Source organism: Streptomyces sp. BK239 (assembly GCF_004217285.1).
Taxonomy (GTDB): Bacteria; Actinomycetota; Actinomycetes; order Streptomycetales; family Streptomycetaceae; genus Streptomyces.
In genome coordinates, this window is record NZ_SHKS01000006.1 from 519,243 (window position 1) to 542,742 (window position 23,500).

Consider the following 23,500-nt stretch of genomic DNA (forward strand, 5'->3'; position numbering starts at 1 on the left):
ACCCATGCGGACCCGCATCCGTCGAAGTTGCCGCACGAGGTCTGCATACACTGGCCGGCCGAAAGAAAGTTCGGCCGGTCCCGGCAGGAAGCAGAGACGAAGGTGACAGAAGCGATCCTCCTGGTCGGCGGCAAGGGCACCCGGCTGCGCCCGCTCACGGTGCACACGCCCAAACCGATGGTCAGGGCAGCGGGGGTGCCGTTCCTGACGCACCAACTGGCGCGGGCGAGAGCGGCGGGCGTGGAGCACATCGTCCTCGCGACGAGCTACCTGGCGGAGGTCTTCGAGCCGTACTTCGGCGACGGCGCGTCGATGGGCCTGCACATCGAGTACGTCACCGAGGAGGAGCCCCTCGGCACGGGCGGCGCGATCCGCAACGTCGCCTCCCGGCTCCACTCGGGCCCCGACGACCCGGTGCTCGTCTTCAACGGCGACATCCTCACCGGCCTCGACATCCGCAGGCTCGTCTCCACCCACGAGACGACCGGTGCGGACGTCTCCCTGCACCTCACCAAGGTGAGCGACCCGCGCGCCTACGGACTGGTCCCCACCGACGACTCGGGCAGGGTGCTGGCCTTCCTGGAGAAGCCCCAGACGCCCGAGGAGATCGTCATCGACCAGATCAACGCGGGCGCGTACGTCTTCCGCCGCTCGGTCATCGACACCATCCCGCACGGCCGGCCGGTGTCGGTGGAGCGCGAGACGTTCCCCGACCTCCTCGAAGCCGGCGCCCACCTCCAGGGCATGGTCGACTCGACGTACTGGCTGGACCTCGGCACGCCGGCGGCCTTCGTCCGCGGCTCCGCCGACCTCGTCCTCGGCCGGGCCCCGTCCCCGGCGTTGCCCGGCCGCTGCGGCGACCGTCTCGTCCTGCCGACGGCCACGGTCGCCCCCGACGCCAAGCTGACCGGCGGCACGGTGGTCGGCGAGGGCGCCTTCGTCGCGGAGGGCGCACGCGTCTTCGGCTCGACCATCCTGCCCGGCGCCGTCATCGAGCCCGGCGCGGTCATCACCGACTCCCTGATCGGCACCCGGGCCCGCGTCGGCGAACGCTCCGTCCTGACCGGCACGGTCATCGGCGACGACGCGGTCGTCGGCGCGGACAACGAACTCCGCGACGGCGCGAGGATCTGGTGCAACGCCGAGATCCCGGCAGGAGCGGTCCGCTTCTCCTCGGACCAATGAGCTCCGGGGGCGGCGGCCCCCAGGCACGGGAAGGGCAGGGGCGGCGGGGCGGAGAACACCCCGCCGGACCCGGCGCCTTCACCACGACCCGATGTCCGTCTTCCGCATCTTCGGCGCCCGCCGCGCCGGCACCCGCCCGCTCAGCAGAATCAGCCGCGCCGCCCGATGCCGCTGCCCGGCGTACGGCTCCAGCAGCTCCAGCATCATCGCGTCGTTCGCCTCCCGGTCCCCCGCCAGCGCGAACCCGACGATCCCCGGCAGATGCAGATCCCCCACGGTCACCTCGTCCGGCGCCCCGTGACTGCGCTGCACCGTCTCCGCCGACGTCCACGGACCGATCCCCGGCACGACCTCCAGCCGCTCCCGCGCGGCCGAAGGCTCCATCCGCACTGTCTCCTCCAGCCGGGCGGCGACCCGCACCGCCCGCAGGATCGTCGACGCCCTCTTGTCGTCCACCCCGGCCCGGTGCCACTCCCACGACGGGATCAGCGCCCACGTCCGCGGCGACGGCGTCACGAACATCGGCCCGCCCGCCGGCCCCGGCCCCGGCGCGGGCTCCCCGAACCTGCGCACCAGCCTCCGCCACGCCCGGTACGCCTCGTCGGTCGTGACCTTCTGCTCCAGGACCGAAGGGATCAGCGACTCCAGCACCAGCCCGGTCCGCGTCAGCCGCAGCCCCGGCCGCCGGTGCCGCGCCGTCGCCACCACCCGGTGCCGGGGCGTGAACGCGTCCGGGTCGTCCGACGCGCCGAGCAGGTCCGGCATCCGCTCCAGCAGCCACCGCGCCCCGGGCCCCCACGCCTGCCCGCGCACCGCGCCGCCACCGGGGGCCGCGCAGATTCGTAGGGTCCCCGGCCCGGCGGGCGTCAGAGCGGTCCGCCACACCGACCCGTCCGGCATGGCTCGGAACGTCGGATCGCCGGGCCCGCGGCGCAGCGGCCCCAGCACCAGCCCCAGGTCCAGCGCCCCCTCCGGCGCCCACGTCCGCACCCGCGCCGCCCCGGCCCCGCCGTCAGCCTCGCCCCCGGCCTGCCGGGGCACCCCGCCGGGCACACCGACATGCCCGCCGCGCACGGTCGTACGCGTGGGCCGGGGATCGAATCGTCCAGACACGGAGAGGTTCCCGGGGGAAAACGGAAGAGGTTCTGGGGGAAGGGGCCTACGGAAGGGGTTCTACGAGAGTAAAGGCAGCGCCGACGGCAAAGGCACCCCGGCGGAACTCACCGGACCTCGATGAACGACCCCGCGTCCCGCTCCGCCCGTGCCCTCGGCTCCTCGGCCGGATGCCCGACCGCCACCGCGCCCATGGGGTCCCACTCCGGCGGCAGCTCCAGCGCCTCCCGCACGACGTCCCGGCAGAACATCGTCGACGACACCCACGCGGACCCCAGCCGCTCCCCGGCCAGCGCGACCAGGAAGTTCTGCACGCCCGCCCCGGTCGCCACGACGAACATCTCCCGCTCGGCCCCGTCCCGCCGCGGATCGCCGTACGTGTGGGACCCGTCCATGACCAGACACGGAACGACCAGGTAGGGCGCGTTGCGCAGCACGTCCCCGCGGCGCACCCGCTTGGCGATCGACTCCTCGGACTTGCCGTCCCGCCGCAGGTCCGCGATCCACGCGTCCCGCATCGCGTCCAGCAGCCGCAGGCGGGACGCCGGCGACTCCAGCAGCACGAACCGCCACGGTGTCGTGTGGTGCGGCGCGGGCGCCGTGACCGCCGCCGCCACGGCCCTCCGTACCGCCCCGGGGTCGACGGGCTCGTCGGTGAAGGCGCGCACGGTCCGCCGCTGGGTGACCGCCAGCCGCACCGCCTCCGAGGTGCCGAGCCGGAACATGTCGTCGCGCGCGCCGCGCACCATGGCCCGCGCGCCCTCCGCGTCACCGTCGGCGACCACATGACCCAGACCGCGCACGACCGCCACCGGCAGTCCGGCGGCCTTGCCCTTCACCAGGTCGCCCGCGGAGGCCAGTTCGTCGGCCGTCGCGACGACGGTCGCGCTCAGCGGGTTGCCGTGCGCGTCCGTGCCCCCGCGCAGGTCGTCGAGCACGCGCACACCGGCGGCGCCGATGGCGACGTCGGTGAGACCCGCGCGCCAGGGCCGCCCGAAGGTGTCGGTGACGACGACGCCGACGCTCACGCCGAGGGCGTCGCGCAGCCCGTCGCGGATCGCGCGCGCGGAGGCGTCCGGGTCCTCGGGCAGCAACAGCACCGTGCCGGCGGGGGTGTTGGAGGCGTCGACGCCGGCCGCGGCCATCACCAGGCCCTGCCGGTTCTCCACGATCCGCAGCGGACCGCGCCGGGCCACGACCCGGACGGTCTCGGCGTCGACGGCGGCCTCGCGGTCCTCGGCCCGGACGATCCGCCCCTCCGCCTTGGACACGATCTTCGACGTCACCAGCAGCACGTCCCCGTCGGCGAGCGCGGGCTCGGCGGCGGCGATCAGCTTGGCGAGGTCGTCCCCGGCGCGCACCTCGGGCAGCCCGGGCACGGCCCAGACCCGGTAGCCGCTCTCCGTGTCCGCTCTCGTGCTCTCGACGCTCACGCTCCCCGCACCTCCTCCGCCAGGGCCAGCGCCTCGCGGGCCATCGTCGCGGTCGCCTCGACGTCGGTCATCATCAGCGGCACGGCCCGGCAGCGGATCCCGGCGGCCTCGACCCGGTCGACGACGCCCGCGTCGACGGTGTCCACCAGCCAGCCGTCGAGGAGGCCCGAGCCGTAGTGCTCGGCGACCGCCGCGGCCGTCGACTCCACGCCGACCGCCGCGAGCACCTTGTCGGCCATGCCCCGCACGGGCGCGTCCCCGACGATGGGGGAGAGGCCGACCACCGGGACCCCCGCCTCCGCGATCGCCTCGCGCACGCCGGGCACGGCGAGGATCGTGCCGACGGAGACGACCGGGTTCGACGGCGGGAAGAGGACGACGTCCGCCTCCGCGATCGCCTCCAGGACCCCCGGGGCGGGCTTCGCCTGCTCGGCGCCCACCGGCACGATCGCCTCGGCCGGCACGGACGCCCGCAGCCGCACCCAGTACTCCTGGAAGTGGACCGCCTTGCGCTCCCCGTCGACCTCGACGGCGACATGGGTCTCGACCCGGTCGTCGGTCATCGGGATCAGCCGCACGCCCGGCTTCCACCGGTCGCACAGCGCCTCGGTCACCGCGCTCAGCGGGTAGCCGGCGCCGAGCATCTGCGTCCGCACGATGTGCGTGGCGAAGTCCCGGTCGCCCAGCCCGAACCACTCGGGGCCCACGCCGTACGCCGCGAGCTCCTCCTTCAGGTGGAAGGTCTCCTCGGCCCGCCCCCAGCCCTGCTCCTCGTTGATGCCGCCGCCGAGCGTGTACATCACCGTGTCGAGGTCCGGGCAGACCTTCAGCCCGAAGAGGTGGATGTCGTCCCCGGTGTTGCCGATGACCGTGATGTCCGCGTCCGGCACGGCCTGCTTCAGACCGCGCAGGAACCGGGCACCGCCGATGCCGCCTGCCAGAACCACAATGCGCATGGCGCAAGTCTCGCAGGCGGGTACGACAACGCGGCGCGCGGCCGGTCCGGCGCGGCCGGCCGGCCTCAGGCGGTCAGGGCGCCGGCCTCGCTGCGGTCCTCGCCGCGCCCCTCGCAGTGGGGCGCCGTGTGCATGGGCATCTCGGTCAGGCCGGGGAAGTAGACGTGCAGGCTGACCGCCGGTTCCAGCGCGTCGTTGACGACCTCGTGCGCGTACCCGGGCGCGAAGACGCGCTGCGCTCCCGCGTCCAGCACGCGCGTGCCGCGCGCCGTGTGCTCGGTCAGCGCACCGTCCAGGACGGTCAGCACGCCCGAGGAGCGGCCGTGGTCGTGCGCCCCGCTGCCCTGTCCGGGCACCCAGGACAGCAGCCACACCTCGTAGCCGGGCCCGGTGCGCAGCCGGTGGTACCAGCGGGTCGTGGCGTCGTAGCGGACGAGGTGCTCCCACTGGGAGCGGTCGGCGGCGATGGAGCGGGCCAGGCCGACGAACTCCGCGACGGTGGAGGGGTGTTCGCGGGGAGCCTGGAGGAGGTGCGGGACTTCGAGGATGTCGCCGGCGATCTGGAGGTCGCTGTCGCTGTTCATGGGATGCGGGGGTTCCTCGGCGGAAGAAGTGGGGGCTGGGTGCACGTGCCGTGCGCCCGGGTCACGGGCGGCGGGGAAGCCCGGGTGCGGGCGTGAAACCGAGCGGTTCGGTCGCGGTGGACCGGGAGGAGCCGGAGCGCGTGAGGCTCAACAGCCGCAGGAACGACAACAGCTACAGCGAGCGCGGGCAGCACCGTGGGACCCGGCGGTGCGGGTCTTGGTGAGTGCCGAGTTCGCGAGCATGCCCACTAGGACACCGGTTCACACTCCCGCTGTCAACTCGACCACCCCCGCGCGGGGCCCCTTCACCTCATCAGGTTCATCTGCGAGGTGAAAGGTTTGTGCATGCCGTTGCCGGGACACATGGCGCACATGCCGGGCACGCAAGCCTCGCGGTGACCTCGTGATCCGAGTGTGATCAGGTTCGCCTTCGCGCGCGTGTCGGAACGGGATCGAACCACTGGGCGTCCTCCTTCGTGCAGGCGTTGTGCGGGCGGGGTGTCCGCCGGGCCCTCGGCTGCGTGTCAAGGTTTATGGCGATTTGAACACTTACCGCACGGCCTTGGTTCCGCAGAGTGAATAAGGGGCTCAATAGCAGATCTCGGCTTGACTCTCCCGGAGCGGCACACTTGTAATTTCACTCGTGTCGTTCAGCCGCCATCGGTAACGGCCACGTCACGGGGACGCGAAAGACAGAGCGAGGGGCGCACATGACCGAGCTGGTGCAGCAACTGCTGGTCGACGACGCGGGCGAGGAACTCGGCTGGCAGGAGCGCGCACTGTGCGCCCAGACCGACCCCGAGTCCTTCTTCCCCGAGAAGGGCGGTTCGACCCGGGAGGCGAAGAAGGTCTGCCTCGCGTGCGAGGTCCGCTCCGAATGCCTCGAGTACGCCCTCGCCAACGACGAACGCTTCGGCATCTGGGGCGGCCTGTCCGAGCGGGAACGCCGCAGACTGAAGAAGGCGGCCGTCTGAGCGGACGGCCCGCCTCCCCAGCGGGAAGATCGCGAACGGCCCGTCGCCGGTGGCTCGTCCACAGGCGGCGGGCCGTTCGCGTCCGCCCGTCGCCCGGCCACCGCCCCTCGACGAGACGCTTCGCGTCGCCCCTTTTGGTTCTGCCGATAGTGTGGTCGCTCGTCCGAACGCCCGCCGCCCCCACACGGCACGGGCGTCCACCGCAGTCCATCGAACCGGGGCCCGTACCTCGATGTCCGTGCACAGCCACACGGCAGCCCAACAAGACGCTGCCACACCGCAGTTCCCCCGCCATGTGGTGACCGCGGTCCTCGTCTCCCACGACGGCGCCCGCTGGCTCCCCGACGCGCTCGCCGGGCTGCTCGGCCAGGAGCGCCCCGTCCAGGCCGTCATGGCCGCCGACACCGGCAGCGCCGACGACTCGGCCCGACTGGTCACCGACGCGCTCGGCCCCGACCGCGTACTGCACCTCGCCCGGCGCACCGGCTTCGGCCAGGCCGTCGAGGAGGCCGACCGCGCCGCCCCCGTCCTCACCCCCGAGGAACTGCCCTACCTCAAGCGCCCCAGCGGCTGGGACCCCGTCACGCGCACATGGCGCGACGACGCCTACGACCTCCCCGAGCTCCCGCACGGAGAGCCCGTCCAGTGGCTGTGGCTGCTGCACGACGACTGCGCCCCCGAACCCGGCGCCCTCGCCGAACTCCTGCGCGTCGTCGACAACGAACTCGAACTCGGCCGCGACGACGTGGCCGTCGTCGGCCCCAAACTGCGCGGCTGGTACGACCGCCGCCAGCTCCTCGAAGTCGGCGTCACCATCGCCCGCTCCGGCCGCCGCTGGACCGGCCTGGACCGCCGCGAACAGGACCAGGGCCAGCACGACCACGTCCGCCCCGTGCTGTCGGTGTCCACCGCCGGCATGCTCGTCCGCCGCGACGTCTTCGAGGAACTCGGCGGCTTCGACCGCCGCCTGCCCCTCATGCGCGACGACGTCGACCTGTGCTGGCGCGTCACCGCCGCCGGCCACCGCGTCCTCGTCGCCCCCGACGCCGTCGTACGGCACGCCGAGGCCGCCTCCCGGGAGCGGCGCGCGGTCGACTGCGCGGGCCGCACCACGGCCTCCCCCCACAAGGTGGACAAGGCCGGCGCCGCCTACACCCTCCTCGTCAACAGCCGCACCGCCCAACTCCCGTGGATCCTGGTGCGCCTCGTCCTCGGCACCCTGCTGCGGACCGTCGTCTACCTCGTCGGCAAGGTCCCCGGACAGGCCGTCGACGAGATCCGCGGCCTGCTGGGCACCCTGCTGCGGCCCGAACGGATCATCGCCGCGCGGCGCGACCGCGCCAAGCCGCAGATCGACAAGGGCGAACTGCGGGCGCTGTTCCCGCCACCAGGAGCGACCGTCCGGGCCGCCGTCGAGCAGATCGCCGGCAACCTCTTCGGCGCCTCAGACCCCGAGACCCCCGGCGGCGCCGGACGGCACGGCGGCGCCATCGAATCCGGACCCGGCGGCGACGACGCCGACTTCCTGGAGATCGAGCAGTTCGCCCGCGTCAAGCGCATCGCCCGCAAACCAGGACCGGTGCTCTTCCTGGTACTGCTCCTCGTCTCCCTCGTCGCCTGCCGCAGCCTCCTGGGCGGCGGCGCGCTCGCCGGCGGCGCCCTGCTGCCCGCCCCGGCCGACGCCTCCGACCTCTGGTCGCGCTACCTGGACGCCTGGCACCCCGTGGGCGCGGGCGGCACCCCGGCCGCACCCCCCTACCTCGCGATCGTCGCCCTGCTGGCCTCCCTGCTGTTCGGCTCGACCGGCCTCGCCGTCACCGTCCTGCTGGTCTGCTCCGTGCCACTGGCCGGCCTCAGCGCCTACTTCGCCTCCCGGCCCCTCGTCCCCTCCCGCCTGCTGCGGGCATGGGCCGCCGTCGTCTACGCCTTCCTGCCCGCCGCCACCGGCGCCCTCGCCGGCGGCCGCATCGGCACCGCCGTCCTGGCCGTCCTGCTGCCGCTCATCGCACGCGCCGGCATCACCGCCGCCGGCCTCGCCAACTCCTCCGGGGCGCGCGGCAGCTGGCGGGCGACCTGGGCGTACGCGCTGCTGCTGACGATCACCACCGCGTTCACCCCGATCGTCTGGCCCGTCGCCCTGGTCCTCGGCCTCGCCGTGCTGGCTGTGCGCCGCAGCGAACTCCTCGCCTACGGCCCGCGTTTCCTGGCCCAGCTCGGCACCCCCCTGCTGATCCTCGCGCCCTGGTCGCTGACCCTGATCCCGTCCGGTTTCCTCACCGAGGCCGGCCTGCCCTACGGCCCCTCCACGGCCACCGCCGCCGACCTGCTCGGCGCCAGCCCCGGCGGCCCCGGCACCGTCGACGGCCTGATGCTCATCGGCGTCGTCCTGGCCGCCCTCGCCGCCCTCCTGCGCTCCGAGCGCCAGGCGGGCATCCGCACGGCGTGGACCGTCGCCCTGGTCGGCCTCGTCTTCGCCGTCCTGTCCAACCAGTCCGCCTGGGCCGGCCCCGCCACCCTCGTCTACGGCATCGCCCTGCTCGCCGCCGCCCTCCTCGGCGCCGACGGCGCACGCGGGCGCGTCGCCGAACAGAGCTTCGGCTGGCGCCAGCCGGTCGCCGCCCTCATCGCCTTCGCCTCGGCCGCCGGCCCGCTGCTCGTCGCCGCCGGCTGGATGCTCGGCGGCGCCGACGGCCCGCTGGAGCGCCGCGACCCCGTCCAGGTGCCCGCGTTCGTCGCCGAGGACAGCAACACCCGCGACCAGGCCCGCACCCTCGTCCTCGCCGGGGACTCCACCGCCCACGTCGGCTACATGCTGGTCCGCGGCTCCGGCACCCGCCTCGGCGACGCCGAACTCGCCGCCGCCGACGGCGAGAACGACGCCCTGAGCAAGGTCGTCGCCAACCTCGTCGCCGGCTCCGGCGCCGACCAGAGCGACCAGCTCGGCAAGTTCGCCGTGCGCTACGTCCTCGTCCACAAGGGCGCGCCCCGCGAGATCACCCGCGTCCTGGACGCCACGCCCGGGATGTCCCGGCTCAGCCAGCAGGCCGGCGGCGCCCTGTGGCGCGTCGACCAGGAGGTCTCCCGCGCCGCCGTCGTCACCGCATCCGGCAAGGGCGCGCCGCTGCCCGTCGCCGCCGGCCCCGTGGACATCCACACCGAGATCCCCGACGGCGACGACGGCCGGATCCTGCGCCTGGCCGACGCCGCCGCCGACGGCTGGACCGCCACCCTCGACGGCAAGCCGCTCACCCGCACCACCGTCGACGGCTGGGCCCAGGGCTTCGAACTCCCCGCCGGCGGCGGCGAGCTGGACGTCACCTACGACGACCCGTTCACCCACACCGCCTGGCTGTGGGCCCAGGGCGCCCTCGCCCTCGTCCTCGTCGTCCTCGCCCTCCCCGGCCGCCGCCGCGACGTCGACGACGACCTCCCCGAAGAGGAACCCCGGCCCGAGGCGCCCGCCGACGGCGAAGGCCGCCGCGCCCGCCGCCTGCGCGCCCAGGCCGAAGCGGACGAAGCCGCCCGGACCGAAGGCGAGGAAGCCACCACCCGGGCCGAAGCCGAGGACTTCCCGCCCCCGCCGCAGGAGACCCCGGCCGCCGTCCCCCAGCAGACCCCCTACGCCGACTGGGACGCACCCGGCTACGCGGGCGCCGCACCCCACCCCGCCCAGAGCGGCGAGCAGTACCAGGCCGCCCCCCAGCAGTATCCGCCGGGCGGCTACGACCAGCAGTCCTACGCCCCCTACCAGGCCGCCCCCTACGACCCCTACGACCCCTACGCCCAGGAGGGGCGGACCTCGCAGACGGGCCCCTACGACCAGCCCTACCAGCAGCAGGGTTACGACCCCTCGGCGTACGACAGAGCCGTCCACGACCACCGCTACGACCAGAACCACGACCCCCACGGCACCGGCAGCGAGCGCCCCGACGGGAGCCAGCAGTGAAGCGCACCACCCTGTCCCTGATCGCCGGCACGACCGCGCTCGCCGCCGTCACCGGGTTCGCCGCGCTCACCCAGCCGACCGACTCCGGCGCCGGCACCGCCGCCAAGGCGGCCGCCGTCCTGCCCGTGGAACGCGCCGGCCTGCTCTGCCCGGCGCCCAGCACCTCCGACCTCGCCGAGACGACGTACACGTCCTTCACGCCCGTCACCAAGGGCACCAAGAGCGGCGGCACCACCGAACTGCTGCCCGCCGCCGGGAAGACCGCCGCGGGCGACGGCAAGAAGAAGACCCCGGCCAAGCCCGTCCTCACACCCAAGGCGCCCGGCACACCCGCCGCCGGCGACACCTCCGGCGGCGCGTCGCCCGCGCTGATCGGCACCGCCGAGGGCAGGCTCGCGCCCGGCTGGACCCTCCAGGAGACCACCGAGGTCGCCGCAGGCACCGGCCGCGGCCTCCTCGGCGTCAACTGCACCGCCCCCGACACCGACTTCTGGTTCCCGGGCGTCAGCACCGCCGCCGACCGCACCGACTACCTCCACCTCACCAACCCGGACGACTCCGCCGCCGTCGCCGACATCGAGCTCTACGACAAGGACGGCCCCGTCGCGACCACCACAGGCGACGACTTCACCGTCCCCGCCGGGTCCAGCGAGCCGATCCTGCTGTCCACGCTCACCGGCGAGAAGCAGGACGACCTCACCGTCCACGTCAACGTCCGCAGCGGCCGCGTCGGCGCCGCCGTCCAGGCCCTGGACGACAAACTCGGCGGCGACTGGCTGGCCGCGTCCACCGACCCGGCGGGCAGCCTCGTCGTCCCCGGCATCCCCAAGGACGCCACCGCCGTCCGCCTCGTCGCCTTCACCCCGGCCGACTCCGACGCCGACCTGAAGGTCCAACTCGCCTCCCCGTCCGGCCTGATCACCCCGGCCGGCAAGGAGACACTGCACGTCAAGGCGGGCACGACCACCGCCCTCGACCTCGGCGACGTCACCCGCGGGGAAGCCGGCTCCCTCGTCCTGACCCCCACCGACCAGTCCGTGCCGGTCGTCGCCGCGGTCCGGGTGGTGCGCGGCAAGGGCGACAAACAGGAGTCCGCGTACCTCCCCGCCACCAGCCCCGTCGGCACGCGCGCGTCCGCCGTCGCCAACACCGCCAAGGGCACCACCCTCTCCCTGACCGCCCCCACCGGCACGGCCAAGGTCAAGGTCACCGCCTCCGCCGGCAGCGAGGGCGGAACGGCCGCCTCCCAGACGTACACGATCAAGACGGGCACCACCCAGGACGTACAACTCCCCGCCCCCGCAGGTCTGAAGGGCACCTACGCCCTCACCGTGGAACCCCTCACCGCCACCCCCGTCTACGCCTCCCGCACCCTGACGGCCTCGATCGACGGCCTCCCCGGCTTCACCATCCAGACCCTCCCGAACGACCGCGGGACAGTCGCGGTCCCCCGGACGGAACAGGACATGACGGTGCTGCAGAAGTGACCAGCCGCGGCAGGGCCGCCGCAGGGGACGGGCGAACCCCCGCTCAGTCCTCCCCGTAGCGGGGATCCACCGTCTCCGGGGTGAGCCCCAGCAGCTCCGCCACCTGCTCCACCACCACCTCGTGCACCAACGCGGCCCGCTCCTCGCGCCCCTTGGTGCGGATCTCCACCGGCCGCCGGTAGACGACCACCCGCGCCCGCCGGCCCTCCCCCGCGGGGACCGTCCCGCCCAACGGCACCGCCTCGTCGTTCCACGGCCCGCCCGCGCCGTCCAGCCGCGGCACCTCCAGCACCATGAAGTCGATGTCGGCGAGCTGCGGCCAGCGCCGCTCCAGCCGCTCCACCGAGTCCTGCACCAGATCCGCGAACACCTCGGCACGGCTCGCCGCCAACGGCACCTGAGGGGGCGCGATCGGCCCCCGCATGCCCCGCCCGTGACGATCACGACGACGGGGCCCGGGGGCTGCGCTACGGGGCGGTACGGGGTTGTCCATCACCACTGAAGCGTATTCCCCGACGGGACCCGCCGCCGGACCCCACGCGGCGCCCCGCCCCGCACCGGCCGCCGCGCACCGCACGTCGGCGAATGACCATTCCAGCCAAGGTTGGGCTCGATTCCGTATCTCTCCGGGACCGTGGATCTCACGGCAATTGATGGTGTTTGTCCCCGCCGACGACCGCATCCGACGCCTCACCTTGCCTGGAGGGCTGGCGTTCCCGCAGGTCAGCGGGGTATGACTGGAGTCGTCTGTGGGGCGTTTCACAACCCGACACGGTGGAGTGACCTGGTGGAGAGTCGTCGCGGCCCGCTCAAGAGTGCGGTACCGTCCAACGTCGTGAGCCCTGTACGTCGCTGTTCGCGCACCGCCTGCGGCCGACCCGCCGTCGCGACGCTGACGTACGTCTACGCCGACTCGACCGCGGTCCTCGGCCCGCTCGCCACCTACGCCGAACCCCACTGCTACGACCTGTGCGCCGAGCACTCCGAACGCCTCACCGCCCCCCGCGGCTGGGAGGTCGTCCGGCTCCTCGACGGCTCCGCTCCCGCTCGCCCCAGCGGCGACGACCTGGAAGCGCTTGCCAACGCCGTCCGCGAGGCCGCCCGCCCGCAGGAACGCTCCGCCGGAGCCGGCGGCACGGGCCGCGGGGCGGACCCGATGGAGGTCGCACGCCGCGGCCACCTGCGCGTGCTGCGCTCACCCGACAACTAGGGCGTGTCGCGAGAGCAGCGTCGTCCCAGCCGCTGCCGCCCAGGTAAGCCGTGCGGCACGCGCACGCTGCCGCAGAGGGCCGCCGGTCGCTCCGGGTAGTTTGTGGTGACTCGCAGAACTTCCAGGAAGGGTTGGCCGTGGCTGCTGATCTGTCGCAGATCGTGAAGGCGTACGACGTGCGCGGGGTGGTCCCGGACCAGTGGGACGAGTCCCTCGCCGAACTGTTCGGGGCGGCCTTCGTCCAGGTGACCGACGCCGAGGCCGTCGTCGTGGGCCACGACATGCGCCCCTCCTCGCCCGGCCTGTCCGCCGCCTTCGCGCGCGGCGCGGCGGCCCGCGGCGCGCACGTCACCCAGATCGGCCTGTGCTCCACCGACCAGCTGTACTACGCCTCCGGCGCCCTGAACCTGCCCGGCGCGATGTTCACCGCCTCGCACAACCCGGCCCGCTACAACGGGATCAAACTGTGCCGCGCGGGCGCCGCGCCGGTGGGCCAGGACAGCGGCCTGACCGAGATCCGCGAACTCGTCGAGAGATGGACCGCGTCGGCCGCCCCCGAACCGGCCGCCGAACGGGGAACCCTCAGCCGCACCGACACGTTGGACGACTACGCCGCGCACCTGCGCTCACTCGTCGACCTGACCTCCATCCGCCCCCTGAAGGTCGTCGTCGACGCGGGCAACGGCATGGGCGGCCACACCGTCCCCACCGTCCTCGCAGGCCTGCCCCTCACCGTCGTCCCGATGTACTTCGAACTCGACGGCACCTTCCCCAACCACGAGGCCAACCCCCTCGACCCGGCCAACCTCGTCGACCTCCAAAAGCGCGTCCGCGCGGAGGGCGCCGACCTCGGCCTCGCCTTCGACGGCGACGCCGACCGCTGCTTCGTCGTCGACGAACAGGGCGAACCGGTCTCCCCGTCGGCCATCACCGCCCTCGTCGCCGTCCGCGAACTCGCCCGCCACGGCGGCAGCGGCACCGTCATCCACAACCTGATCACCTCCTGGACGGTCCCGGAGGTCGTCCGGGAGAACGGCGGCACCCCCGTCCGCACCCGCGTCGGACACTCCTTCATCAAGGCCGAAATGGCCCGCACCGGCGCGATCTTCGGCGGCGAACACTCCGCCCACTACTACTTCAAGGACTTCTGGAACGCCGACACCGGGATGCTGGCCGCCCTCCACGTCCTGGCCGCCCTGGGCGGACAACCGGCCCCGCTCTCCTCCCTCGTCGACCGGTACGACCGCTACAGCGGCTCCGGTGAGATCAACTCCACCGTCGACGACCAGACAGCCCGCATCGCGGCCGTCCGCGCCGCCTACGCCGACCGCCCCGACACCACCCTCGACGACCTCGACGGCCTCACCGTCTCCGCCGCCGACTGGTGGTTCAACGTCCGCCCCTCCAACACCGAACCCCTGCTTCGCCTCAACGCCGAAGCCAGGGACGAGCCGACCATGCGCAAACTCCGCGACGAGGTCCTGGCACTGATCCGCGCCTGACCCCCCGGGGCGGACGCACCACGGACGGCGGGCGCCCGGTGCGTCGGACACCCCACGCCCCCGCCGCACCGGCGGTACCCTGACCAGGCACATCCACGCGCCCGCACCACCCGGCCGCGCGACCCGACACCCACCCGAAGGGACACCCCATGCCGCTCGAAGCCGGCCTCCTGGAGATCCTCGCCTGCCCCGCCTGCCACGCCTCCCTCCAGGAGCAGGACACCGAGCTGATCTGCACCGGCCAGGACTGCGGCCTCGCCTACCCCGTACGCGACGGCATCCCCGTCCTCCTCGTCGACGAGGCCCGCCGCCCCGCGTGACGCCCGACCGGCCGCACCCCCACGCGAACACCCCCGCCCCCCGCCCCAGGCGCCGTCGGCGCGGGTGACGGCGCCCCGACGACCCGCGACGACCCGGCGATCGGAGACCTGACGCCATGCTCGACGAATCGCTGCTCGACACGCCGGAGGCCCTGGCCGAGGCAGACCACCGCGCCCTCCTGCGCGGAGCGGCCGAGGCAGGCGCCCGCGTCCGCACCGCCGCCCGGCACGCCACCGAGGCCGGCGTCCACCGACTCCAACCGGACGGCCGCCCCCGCGCCATCCTCATCGCCGGCCCCGGCGCGGCCGCCATCTGCGTCGCCGACCTCCTCGGCACCCTCGCCGGCGCCGCCTGCCCCGTCACCCGCCTCGCCCCCGCCGGCGTCGCCCCCGCCGCGGGCGCCCTGCGCTGGGAACTCCCCGGCTGGGTCGGCTCCATCGACCTCCTCCTCATCACCACCCCCGACGGCTCCGAACCCGGCCTCTCCCTCCTCGCCGAGCAGGCGTACCGCCGCGGCTGCACCGTCGTCGCCGTAGCCCCCGACGGCTCCCCGCTCACCGAGGCCGTCAGCGCCGCGCACGGCATGTTCGTCCCGCTCGCCACCGCCCCCTACGAGCACGACGAACAGCCGCCCGTCGCCGCGTCCGCCCCCGGAGTGCTGTGGGCCCTGCTCACCCCGCTCCTCGCGCTCCTGGACCGCATCGCCCTGATCTCCGCCCCGCCCGAGGCGCTCGAACAGGTCGCCGACCGCCTCGACCACATCGCCGAACGCTGCGGCCCCGCCATCGCGACCTACAGCAACCCCGCCAAGACCCTGGCCGCCGAACTCGCCGACGCCCTCCCCGTCGTCTGGACCGAGGGCGTCTCCGCCGGGCCGGCCGGCCGCCGCTTCGCCGCCGCGCTCGCCGAACTCTCCGGCCGCCCCGCCCTCGTCGCCGAACTCCCCGAGGCCCTCGCCTCCCACAGCGCGCTGCTCGCCGGCCCGCTCGCCGCCAGCGCCGACCCGGACGACTTCTTCCGCGACCGCGTCGAGGAGCCCCCAGCACTCCACGCACGCGTGGTGCTGCTGCGCGACCGCCCCATCGGCGGGCTCACCGCCGCCCCCGCCGCACGCGACCTCGCCCTCAGCCACGACACCCCGATCAGCGAACTCGAACCGGAGCCCGGCGACGAACTCGTCACCCTCGCCGAACTGATCGCCGTCACCGACTTCGCCGCCGTCTACCTGGCGCTCGCCTCGGGAGCCTGACCCAGGTCCCGGCACCGGCGACAGCCCACAGGGCCCTCCACGGCTGACACCACGACAGCCACGCAGACCACGGACCGTCAGACAGACAGGCAGAGACACCCCATGGACCGCCTCGACAACACCGTCCGCCCCTACGCCTGGGGTTCACCCACCGCCATCCCCGCCCTCCTCGGCGTCGAACCCACCGGCGAACCGCAGGCGGAGATGTGGATGGGCGCCCACCCCGGCGCCCCCTCCCGCACCGCCCGGGGCACCCTCGTCGAGGTCATCGAAGCCGACCCGGAACGCGAACTGGGCACCGCGACGACCGCCAAGTTCGGCCCCCGCCTGCCCTTCCTCCTCAAACTCCTCGCCGCCGGCGCGCCCCTCTCCCTCCAGGTCCACCCCGACCTGCGGCAAGCACGGGCAGGTCACGAGGACGAGGAGCGCCGCGGCATCCCCGTCGACGCCCCCCACCGCAACTACAAGGACGCCAACCACAAGCCCGAACTCATCTGCGCCCTGACCGAGTTCGAAGGCCTCTGCGGCTTCCGCGAACCGGCCCGCGCCGCCGCCCTCCTCGACGGCCTGGGCGTCGACACGCTCAAGCCCTACGTCGACCTCCTGCACGCCCGGCCCGAGGACGCCGCCCTGCGCGAGGTCCTCACCGCGATCCTCACCGCCGACCGCGACGACATGGCCCACACCGTCGCCGAGGCCGCGGCCGCCTGCGACCGCCTCGGCGGCGACTGGGCCCCCTACGCCGGCATCGCCCACCACCACCCCGGCGACCCCGGCGTCATCGCCGCCATGCTCCTCAACCACGTCCGGCTCCAGCCCGGCGAGGCCCTCTTCCTCGGCGCCGGCGTCCCGCACGCCTACCTCAGCGGCCTCGGCGTGGAGATCATGGCCAACTCCGACAACGTCCTGCGCTGCGGCCTCACCCCCAAGCACGTCGACGTCCCCGAACTCCTGCGCATCGTCCGCTTCGAGCCCGGCGACCCCGGCGTCCTGCGTCCCGAGGCCGCCCCCGACGGCGAAGAGGTCTACGACACCCCCGTCGACGAGTTCCGCCTCTCCCGCCACGTCCTGCCGCAGGGCGCCACCGCCCGCGACCTCACCCTCCCCACCCCGCAGATCCTGCTCTGCACCGCCGGCGCCGTCGACGCCGGCGAGCACCGGCTGACACCCGGTCACTCCGTCTTCGTCCCCGCGGGCGAAAAGGCCGAAGTGTCCGGAGCGGGCACGCTCTTCCGCGCCACCGTCGTCGTCTGAGGCATCGCCCACCACCCGCCGGGCACACGCACCTCGGCCCGTGCTGCAACAATGGCCCACCGCAAAGGACGGGCAAAGCCGACGACGGCACGAGCGCCCCGAGGACGACCCGAGGACGAAGGGACCACGCGAACACATGAGCGCGTCAGGCGGCACCAAGGCGATCGTGGCGGCACTGGGCGCCAACCTCGCGATCGCGGCATCGAAGTTCGTCGCGTTCGCCTTCAGCGGCTCCTCGTCGATGCTCGCAGAGGGCGTCCACTCGCTCGCCGACTCCGGCAACCAGGCACTCCTCCTGGTCGGCGGCAAGAAGGCCCAGCGCGAGGCCACCCCGCAGCATCCCTTCGGCTACGGCCGCGAACGCTACATCTACGCCTTCCTCGTCTCCATCGTCCTCTTCTCCGTCGGCGGCATGTTCGCCATCTACGAGGGCTACGAGAAGCTCCAGCACCCGCACGAGATCGACCACTGGTACTGGCCCGTCGGCGTCCTGGTCTTCGCGATCATCGCCGAGTCGTTCTCCTTCCGGACGGCCATCAAGGAGTCCAACCCCCTGCGGGGCGAGCACTCCTGGAAGGAGTTCGTGCGCCGCGCCAAGGCCCCCGAGCTCCCCGTCGTCCTCCTGGAGGACTTCGGCGCCCTCGTCGGCCTCGTCCTCGCCCTCCTCGGCGTCGGCCTCGCCATCGTCACCGGCGACGGCGTCTGGGACGGCATCGGCACCATCTGCATCGGCGTCCTGCTCGTCCTGATCGCCCTCGTCCTGGCCGCCGAGACCAAGTCCCTCCTCCTCGGCGAGGCCGCCGGCCCGGAGGAGACCCGCAAGATCGAGGCCGCCCTCGTCGACGGCGACACCGTCACCCGCGTCATCCACATGCGCACCCTCCACCTCGGCCCCGAGGAACTCCTCGTCGCCGCCAAGATCGCCGTGCGGCACGACGACACCGCCACCGAGATCGCGAACGCCATCAACGCCGCCGAGGCCCGCATCCGCCAGGCCGTCCCCATCGCCCGCGTCATCTACCTCGAGCCGGACATCTACAGCGAGGCCGAAGCCGCCAAGGGCCCCGACCGCGAAGCCACCCCCGGCGGCCCCGCCCACCCCGCGGCCGACCACTGACCCTCACTTCCCCAAAGCCTCACCCACAGTGATGGTCCTGATCTGTTCTGAGCCGGACTGGGGTCGCCCCGCGCCAGCGGTGTAGCTTGGATCGGAGCCAGACGTCGCTGCTGATGGCGGTCGGGCGGTCCACCGACGGACCGACCGAGGGAGAGAGGGCCTCCGACGGACTGCGCTGCGCGTACGCGGGCATGCACGGGTCCCTTCGAGCACCCTTGTCCGCCGCCGCGCAGTCAGCCGTATCCAGACCTCGTCCCAAACCCCGAGGAGCAGCTCGCATGACGACTGTCGACAACCGACAGGACTTCAAGGTCGCCGACCTCTCCCTGGCCGAGTTCGGCCGCAAGGAGATCACGCTCGCCGAGCACGAGATGCCGGGCCTGATGGCGATCCGCAAGGAGTACGCCGACGCCCAGCCCCTCGCCGGCGCCCGCGTCACCGGCTCCCTGCACATGACCGTCCAGACCGCCGTCCTCATCGAGACCCTGGTCGCCCTCGGCGCCCAGGTCCGCTGGGCCTCGTGCAACATCTTCTCCACCCAGGACCACGCGGCCGCCGCCATCGCCGTCGGCCCGAACGGCACGCCCGACAACCCGCAGGGCGTCCCGGTCTTCGCCTGGAAGGGCGAGACCCTGGAGGAGTACTGGTGGTGCACGGAGCAGGCGCTGACCTGGCCGAACACCCCCACCGGCGGCCCCAACATGATCCTCGACGACGGCGGCGACGCCACCCTCCTCGTCCACAAGGGCGTCGAGTACGAGAAGGACGGCAAGGTCCCCTCCGTCGACACCGCCGAGAACGAGGAACACCGCGTCATCCTCGAACTCCTCAACCGCACCATCACCGAGGGCTCCCAGAAGTGGACCCAGCTCGCCTCGGAGATCCGCGGCGTCACCGAGGAGACCACCACCGGCGTCCACCGCCTGTACGAGATGCAGCGCGACGGCCAGCTCCTCTTCCCGGCCATCAACGTCAACGACGCCGTCACCAAGTCGAAGTTCGACAACAAGTACGGCTGCCGCCACTCCCTCATCGACGGCATCAACCGCGCCACCGACGTCCTCATCGGCGGCAAGACCGCCGTCGTCTTCGGCTACGGCGACGTCGGCAAGGGCTGCGCCGAATCCCTGCGCGGCCAGGGCGCCCGCGTCATCGTCACCGAGATCGACCCCATCTGCGCCCTCCAGGCCGCGATGGACGGCTACCAGGTCACGACGCTCGACGAGGTCGTCGACAAGGCCGACATCTTCATCACCACGACCGGCAACAAGGACATCATCATGGCCGCCGACATGGCCAAGATGAAGCACCAGGCCATCGTCGGCAACATCGGCCACTTCGACAACGAGATCGACATGGCCGGCCTCGCCCAGATCCCCGGCATCGTCAAGGACGAGGTCAAGCCGCAGGTCCACACGTGGACCTTCCCCGACGGCAAGGTCATCATCGTCCTCTCCGAGGGCCGCCTGCTGAACCTCGGCAACGCCACCGGCCACCCGTCGTTCGTGATGTCCAACTCCTTCGCGGACCAGACCCTGGCCCAGATCGAGCTGTTCACCAAGCCCGAGGAGTACCCGACCGGCGTCTACGTGCTCCCCAAGCACCTCGACGAGAAGGTCGCCCGCCTCCACCTGGACGCGCTCGGCGTGAAGCTGACCACGCTCCGCCCCGAGCAGGCCTCCTACATCGGCGTCGAGGTCGACGGCCCCTACAAGCCGGACCACTACCGCTACTGAGTCCACAGCCCGGCCCACCGGGGAACGCGTCCGTGCACGGACGCGTTCCCCGGCACCGGCAGGCCCTCCGAGACAGGCCCCCGCACCCCCGTGTCGGGGGCCTGTCCCGTCGGCCCACGACCGACCCGGCCCTCCTTCGACTCACCAGCACCGGGCCGGCTCGCCGAGGTGACCGGACCAGCCCGTCACACCACAGGACCCCCATGCCCCGCGGCCGGTATTCGCTCCACGACCCGCACGATCACACCCCTCTCGCCCACGAGCACTTCCACTGCGCCCCCGGCCCCTCCGGCTGGCGCTACGTCTCACAGCTGACCACCCCCACCGGCGAGCACACCGGTTCCGTCGACCTCACCCTCGACGACCTCGGCCGCCCCCTCCGACTCGAACTCCACGCCGCCGGCTGGCAGGTACGAGGCGCCGCCCTCGACGGCGTCACCTGGGTCCGCACCGACCCCACCGGCGCCGAGGCCACGGAAGGCAACGTCCCCGCCCACGCCTTCACCGGCACCTCGCCCGCCTTCCTCGTCGCCACCACCCGTCTCCTGCGTCTCGCTCCCTCCCCTTCCGCGACCCGCGTCCGCCTTGTCGCCTTCACCGATCCGGTCCTCGCACCGCGCACCCTCGACCAGTCCTGGGCCCTGGTGAAAAGAGAAGCACACGCCACTGACAACGGCCCCCTGACCGTGGACGAATACCAGGTCACAGCCCTGGACACCGGCGAACAGCAGACCGTGCACATCGCCGGCGACGTCGTCCTCGCAGCCCCCGGCATCGAGCTGGAAGACCTCGAATCGCCCCCGTCGACGTTCACCGACTGAGGCGGTCAGGAGGGGCGAGCGGTTACGCGGGAGGCACGAACCCGGTGGCCGTCCCCTCGCCCCGCGACGGACCGGACACAGGCGGTACCTGCGGAACGGCGGGAGCAGGAGAGACAGGCGCACCGGGGGAGGGCCCGCCGGGCGGACCGTGGTCACCGTAGGAAGGGGGAGCGGGCGCACCGTAAACAGGGGGAGCGGGCGCACCGTAAACAGGGGGAGCGGGCGCACCGTAGGAAGACGGGGCCGACTGACCGTGAGCATCAGCCACCGGACCGCCCCCGGCCCCGAAGGCCCGCCGCGCCTCCCGGTCCCGTCGCTCGTGCGCCACCGCCGCCAGGAACGCGGCCGCAGGCACCCCCGGTGGCACCGGAGCCCCCGTCCGGGCCGCGAGATCACCGGCCAGCCGCTCCGCAATGGTTCGGCCAACCTGCGGATCCAACTGGTCCATCCGCCCCAGGTACTGCCGGATCTCCAGCCACAGACCGTCCGGCACCGCGGACAGATCGAGCCCCGCGAACCGCCCCGCCAGCCACGGCGGAGGAGGCGGCAGAAAACCGTTCCGCGTCACGGGCACCCGCTCCCTCACCACCAGCGTCCCGGCGAAGACGTCCCCGAGCCGCCGCCCCCGCGCCGACACCAGCGAGGCCACGCACGCCACCACCCCCGCGGTCAGCAGGATCTCCACCACCCCCAGCGCACCCCGCACCAGCGCGTGGCGGAACCGGATCGGCCCACCGTCGTCCCGCACCACCCGCAGCCCGCAGGCCAGCTTCCCGAGGGAGCGCCCATGACTGAGCGTCTCCACCGCGATCGGCACCCCCACCAACAGCAACAGGAACGAGGCGATCGCCACCGCCGTTCGCGCCGCCTCGTCCAGCGACGCCGTGGCCGCCAGCAAGGCGACGCTGACGACGACATAACCCGCGATGACGACGAGCAGATCGAGCAACACGGCCAGCGCCCTGCTCGGCAGCCTGGCGGGACGCAGCTCCAAGGCCACCGCCTCACCCGTCACCAGCTCGCCCACGACCACCGCCCCTTCCCCGACCCGCCCCGACGACGGCCAGTCTGCCAAGCTGACCGCACATCGCGCCTCCGTAGGACAAGCTGACATCACCACCGGTCGCCGACGAGAAGCCGAGGAGCAGACACCCCGATGGACCTCGACGTCTTCGTCTCCGCCCACCGCGCCGAATGGGACCGCCTGGACGCCCTCCTGCGCCGGCGCCGCCTCACCGGCGCGGAAGCCGACGAACTCGTCACCCTCTACCAGCGCACGGCCACCCACCTGTCCCTCGTCCAGTCCAGCGCCCCCGAACCGCAACTCACCGGACGGCTCAGCCGGCTCGTGGCACGCGCGCGCAGTACGGTCACCGGCACCCGACGCGCCTCATGGCACGACGCCGCCCGCTTCCTCACATCGGGATTCCCCGCCGCCGTCTACCGCGCGCGCCACTGGTGGATACCCACCGCGCTCGTCTCCACGGCCACAGCGGCTCTGCTCGGCTGGTGGATCGGAACCCATCCCGAGGTCCAGGCCTCCCTGGCCGCCCCGGACGCGCTGCGCGAGCTCACCCGCCCCGGCGGCCAGTACGAGACGTACTACTCGAGCCACCCGGCCGCCTCGTTCGCCGCCCAGGTCTGGACGAACAACGCCCAAGCCGCCGCCATGTGTCTGGTCCTCGGCGTCTTCCTGGGGCTGCCCGTCCTCTGGATCCTCTTCCAGAACATGCTCAACCTCGGTGTCGGCATCGGCCTCATGTCCTCCGCCGGCCGCCTCGACACCTTCCTCGGCCTGGTCCTCCCGCACGGCCTCCTCGAACTGACCGCGGTCTTCGTCGCCGCCGGCACCGGCCTGCGACTCGGCTGGACCGTCATCGATCCCGGCCCGCGGTCCCGCCGTACCGCCCTTGCGGAGGAAGGGCGCGCCGCCGTCGGCATGGCGATCGGCCTCGCCCTCGTCCTGTTCGTCTCGGGCGCCATCGAAGGCTTCGTCACTCCCTCCGGTCTGCCGACCTGGGCCCGCATCACCATCGGCACCACCGCCGAAGTGGCCTTCCTGGCCTACGTCTACGTCCTCGGCGGCCGTGCCGCGCGCGCCGGGGACACCGGCGACCTGGCGGCGGCCGAGCGCAGCGCCATGGTGCCGACAGCCGCCTGATGTGCGTGGGCCTCCGCCGAACTGCTAGTCTCCTCTTCGCCCCACAAAAACCGTTGACACGGAGCGTGTGGGGAGGTAGATTCGAACGGTTGCTTGGACTGGACATGGTCCGGTCGGCAACCAGTTAGTATCTACAGGGCCTCACGGAACTTCGATTCCGCAGAAGCCACTCCCCGATGAATCGGAAACAACGGCCGGTCTGACTGGCTGAGAACTTCTGATAAAGTCGGAACCGCCGGAAAGGAAACCGCGAAACAAAAGCGGGAACCTGGAAAGCACCGAGGAAATCGGATCGAGAAAAGATCTGATAGAGTCGGAAGCGCAAGACCGAAGGGAAGCGCCCGGAGGAAAGCCACGAGAGAGTCTCTCGGGTGAGTACAAAGGAAGCGTCCGTTCCTTGAGAACTCAACAGCGTGCCAAAAATCAACGCCAGATATGTTGATACCCCGTC

19 protein-coding genes are annotated in these 23,500 nt (G+C 73.0%); 13 read left to right on the plus strand and 6 right to left on the minus strand.

Annotation, left to right across the window (positions count from 1 at the left end):
- Window positions 1-102 precede the first annotated feature (102 nt).
- The gene (locus EV567_RS21585; RefSeq protein WP_130442537.1) at window positions 103-1,185 is read left to right on the plus strand and encodes an NDP-sugar synthase; all 1,083 of its coding nucleotides are present in this window, start codon (window positions 103-105) and stop codon (window positions 1,183-1,185) included.
- Window positions 1,186-1,263: 78 nt separating this feature from the next.
- Here the strand turns inward: EV567_RS21585 and EV567_RS21590 are convergent, their stop codons facing one another.
- From EV567_RS21590 to EV567_RS21605, 4 genes are all read right to left on the minus strand, one after another.
- On the minus strand, window positions 1,264-2,298 hold the full coding sequence (locus EV567_RS21590) for a DNA-3-methyladenine glycosylase (protein WP_130442539.1): 1,035 nt from the start codon (window positions 2,296-2,298) through the stop codon (window positions 1,264-1,266).
- Window positions 2,299-2,405: 107 nt separating this feature from the next.
- Complete coding sequence (locus EV567_RS21595; RefSeq protein WP_130442541.1) at window positions 2,406-3,731, minus strand: coenzyme F420-0:L-glutamate ligase; 1,326 nt, start codon at window positions 3,729-3,731, stop codon at window positions 2,406-2,408.
- Entirely contained in the window at window positions 3,728-4,687 is a 960-nt protein-coding gene (cofD, locus tag EV567_RS21600; protein ID WP_130442543.1) for a 2-phospho-L-lactate transferase, read from the minus strand. Before cofD ends, EV567_RS21595 begins: the two co-directional genes overlap by 4 nt.
- A 65-nt stretch (window positions 4,688-4,752) precedes the next feature.
- On the minus strand, window positions 4,753-5,271 hold the full coding sequence (locus EV567_RS21605; protein WP_130442545.1) for a cysteine dioxygenase family protein: 519 nt from the start codon (window positions 5,269-5,271) through the stop codon (window positions 4,753-4,755).
- Between the two features lie 710 nt (window positions 5,272-5,981).
- Here EV567_RS21605 and EV567_RS21615 point away from each other — a divergent pair.
- The 3 genes from EV567_RS21615 (at window position 5,982) to EV567_RS21625 (ending at window position 11,678) form a co-directional block, all read left to right on the plus strand.
- Complete coding sequence (locus EV567_RS21615; RefSeq protein WP_030792866.1) at window positions 5,982-6,245, plus strand: WhiB family transcriptional regulator; 264 nt, start codon at window positions 5,982-5,984, stop codon at window positions 6,243-6,245.
- A 232-nt stretch (window positions 6,246-6,477) separates the two neighbouring features.
- On the plus strand, window positions 6,478-10,191 hold the full coding sequence (locus tag EV567_RS21620; RefSeq protein WP_130442547.1) for a glycosyltransferase: 3,714 nt from the start codon (window positions 6,478-6,480) through the stop codon (window positions 10,189-10,191).
- The gene (locus EV567_RS21625; protein WP_130442549.1) at window positions 10,188-11,678 is read left to right on the plus strand and encodes a DUF5719 family protein; all 1,491 of its coding nucleotides are present in this window, start codon (window positions 10,188-10,190) and stop codon (window positions 11,676-11,678) included. The genes EV567_RS21620 and EV567_RS21625 overlap by 4 nt, the downstream gene beginning before the upstream one ends.
- Before the next feature lie 43 nt (window positions 11,679-11,721).
- Here EV567_RS21625 and EV567_RS21630 read toward each other — a convergent pair whose 3' ends face one another.
- Complete coding sequence (locus EV567_RS21630) at window positions 11,722-12,102, minus strand: metallopeptidase family protein (RefSeq protein ID WP_130442551.1); 381 nt, start codon at window positions 12,100-12,102, stop codon at window positions 11,722-11,724.
- Between the two features lie 363 nt (window positions 12,103-12,465).
- Between EV567_RS21630 and EV567_RS21635 the strand changes: the two genes are divergently transcribed.
- The 8 genes from EV567_RS21635 (at window position 12,466) to EV567_RS21670 (ending at window position 20,888) form a co-directional block, all read left to right on the plus strand.
- On the plus strand, window positions 12,466-12,888 hold the full coding sequence (locus EV567_RS21635; RefSeq protein ID WP_130442553.1) for a DUF3499 domain-containing protein: 423 nt from the start codon (window positions 12,466-12,468) through the stop codon (window positions 12,886-12,888).
- A gap of 137 nt (window positions 12,889-13,025) precedes the next feature.
- On the plus strand, window positions 13,026-14,390 hold the full coding sequence (locus tag EV567_RS21640) for a phosphomannomutase/phosphoglucomutase (protein ID WP_130442555.1): 1,365 nt from the start codon (window positions 13,026-13,028) through the stop codon (window positions 14,388-14,390).
- A gap of 149 nt (window positions 14,391-14,539) precedes the next feature.
- Window positions 14,540-14,710: a Trm112 family protein gene (locus tag EV567_RS21645; RefSeq protein WP_130442557.1), complete on the plus strand. Its 171-nt coding sequence runs from the start codon at window positions 14,540-14,542 to the stop codon at window positions 14,708-14,710.
- A 116-nt stretch (window positions 14,711-14,826) separates the two neighbouring features.
- Complete coding sequence (locus EV567_RS21650; RefSeq protein WP_130442559.1) at window positions 14,827-15,960, plus strand: SIS domain-containing protein; 1,134 nt, start codon at window positions 14,827-14,829, stop codon at window positions 15,958-15,960.
- A 102-nt stretch (window positions 15,961-16,062) separates the two neighbouring features.
- The gene (manA, locus tag EV567_RS21655) at window positions 16,063-17,214 is read left to right on the plus strand and encodes a mannose-6-phosphate isomerase, class I (protein WP_130442561.1); all 1,152 of its coding nucleotides are present in this window, start codon (window positions 16,063-16,065) and stop codon (window positions 17,212-17,214) included.
- 136 nt (window positions 17,215-17,350) lie between these two features.
- On the plus strand, window positions 17,351-18,331 hold the full coding sequence (locus tag EV567_RS21660; protein WP_130442563.1) for a cation diffusion facilitator family transporter: 981 nt from the start codon (window positions 17,351-17,353) through the stop codon (window positions 18,329-18,331).
- A 278-nt stretch (window positions 18,332-18,609) separates the two neighbouring features.
- Entirely contained in the window at window positions 18,610-20,067 is a 1,458-nt protein-coding gene (ahcY, locus tag EV567_RS21665) for an adenosylhomocysteinase (protein WP_130442565.1), read from the plus strand.
- Window positions 20,068-20,270: 203 nt separating this feature from the next.
- Window positions 20,271-20,888, plus strand: coding sequence for a hypothetical protein (locus EV567_RS21670; RefSeq protein WP_130442567.1), 618 nt, complete (start codon window positions 20,271-20,273; stop codon window positions 20,886-20,888).
- Between the two features lie 22 nt (window positions 20,889-20,910).
- Here EV567_RS21670 and EV567_RS21675 read toward each other — a convergent pair whose 3' ends face one another.
- A complete protein-coding gene (locus tag EV567_RS21675) occupies window positions 20,911-21,915 on the minus strand; it encodes an RDD family protein (protein WP_130442685.1) in 1,005 nt (334 codons plus the stop codon).
- Window positions 21,916-22,044: 129 nt separating this feature from the next.
- On the opposite strand from EV567_RS21675, the gene EV567_RS21680 reads away from it, so the two are divergent.
- On the plus strand, window positions 22,045-23,049 hold the full coding sequence (locus EV567_RS21680; protein ID WP_130442569.1) for a stage II sporulation protein M: 1,005 nt from the start codon (window positions 22,045-22,047) through the stop codon (window positions 23,047-23,049).
- Window positions 23,050-23,500 lie beyond the last annotated feature (451 nt).

Bases quoted from the DNA above. Each gene is read 5' to 3' on its own strand.
- cofD (WP_130442543.1), bottom strand. From the start codon at position 4,687: ATGCGCATTGTGGTTCTGGCAGGCGGCATCGGCGGTGCCCGGTTCCTG.
- EV567_RS21605 (WP_130442545.1), bottom strand. From the start codon at position 5,271: ATGAACAGCGACAGCGACCTCCAGATCGCCGGCGACATCCTCGAAGTC.
- EV567_RS21615 (WP_030792866.1), top strand. From the start codon at position 5,982: ATGACCGAGCTGGTGCAGCAACTGCTGGTCGACGACGCGGGCGAGGAA.
- EV567_RS21620 (WP_130442547.1), top strand. From the start codon at position 6,478: ATGTCCGTGCACAGCCACACGGCAGCCCAACAAGACGCTGCCACACCG.
- EV567_RS21630 (WP_130442551.1), bottom strand. From the start codon at position 12,102: ATGCGGGGGCCGATCGCGCCCCCTCAGGTGCCGTTGGCGGCGAGCCGT.
- EV567_RS21645 (WP_130442557.1), top strand. From the start codon at position 14,540: ATGCCGCTCGAAGCCGGCCTCCTGGAGATCCTCGCCTGCCCCGCCTGC.
- EV567_RS21650 (WP_130442559.1), top strand. From the start codon at position 14,827: ATGCTCGACGAATCGCTGCTCGACACGCCGGAGGCCCTGGCCGAGGCA.
- manA (WP_130442561.1), top strand. From the start codon at position 16,063: ATGGACCGCCTCGACAACACCGTCCGCCCCTACGCCTGGGGTTCACCC.
- EV567_RS21660 (WP_130442563.1), top strand. From the start codon at position 17,351: ATGAGCGCGTCAGGCGGCACCAAGGCGATCGTGGCGGCACTGGGCGCC.
- ahcY (WP_130442565.1), top strand. From the start codon at position 18,610: ATGACGACTGTCGACAACCGACAGGACTTCAAGGTCGCCGACCTCTCC.
- EV567_RS21670 (WP_130442567.1), top strand. From the start codon at position 20,271: ATGCCCCGCGGCCGGTATTCGCTCCACGACCCGCACGATCACACCCCT.
- EV567_RS21680 (WP_130442569.1), top strand. From the start codon at position 22,045: ATGGACCTCGACGTCTTCGTCTCCGCCCACCGCGCCGAATGGGACCGC.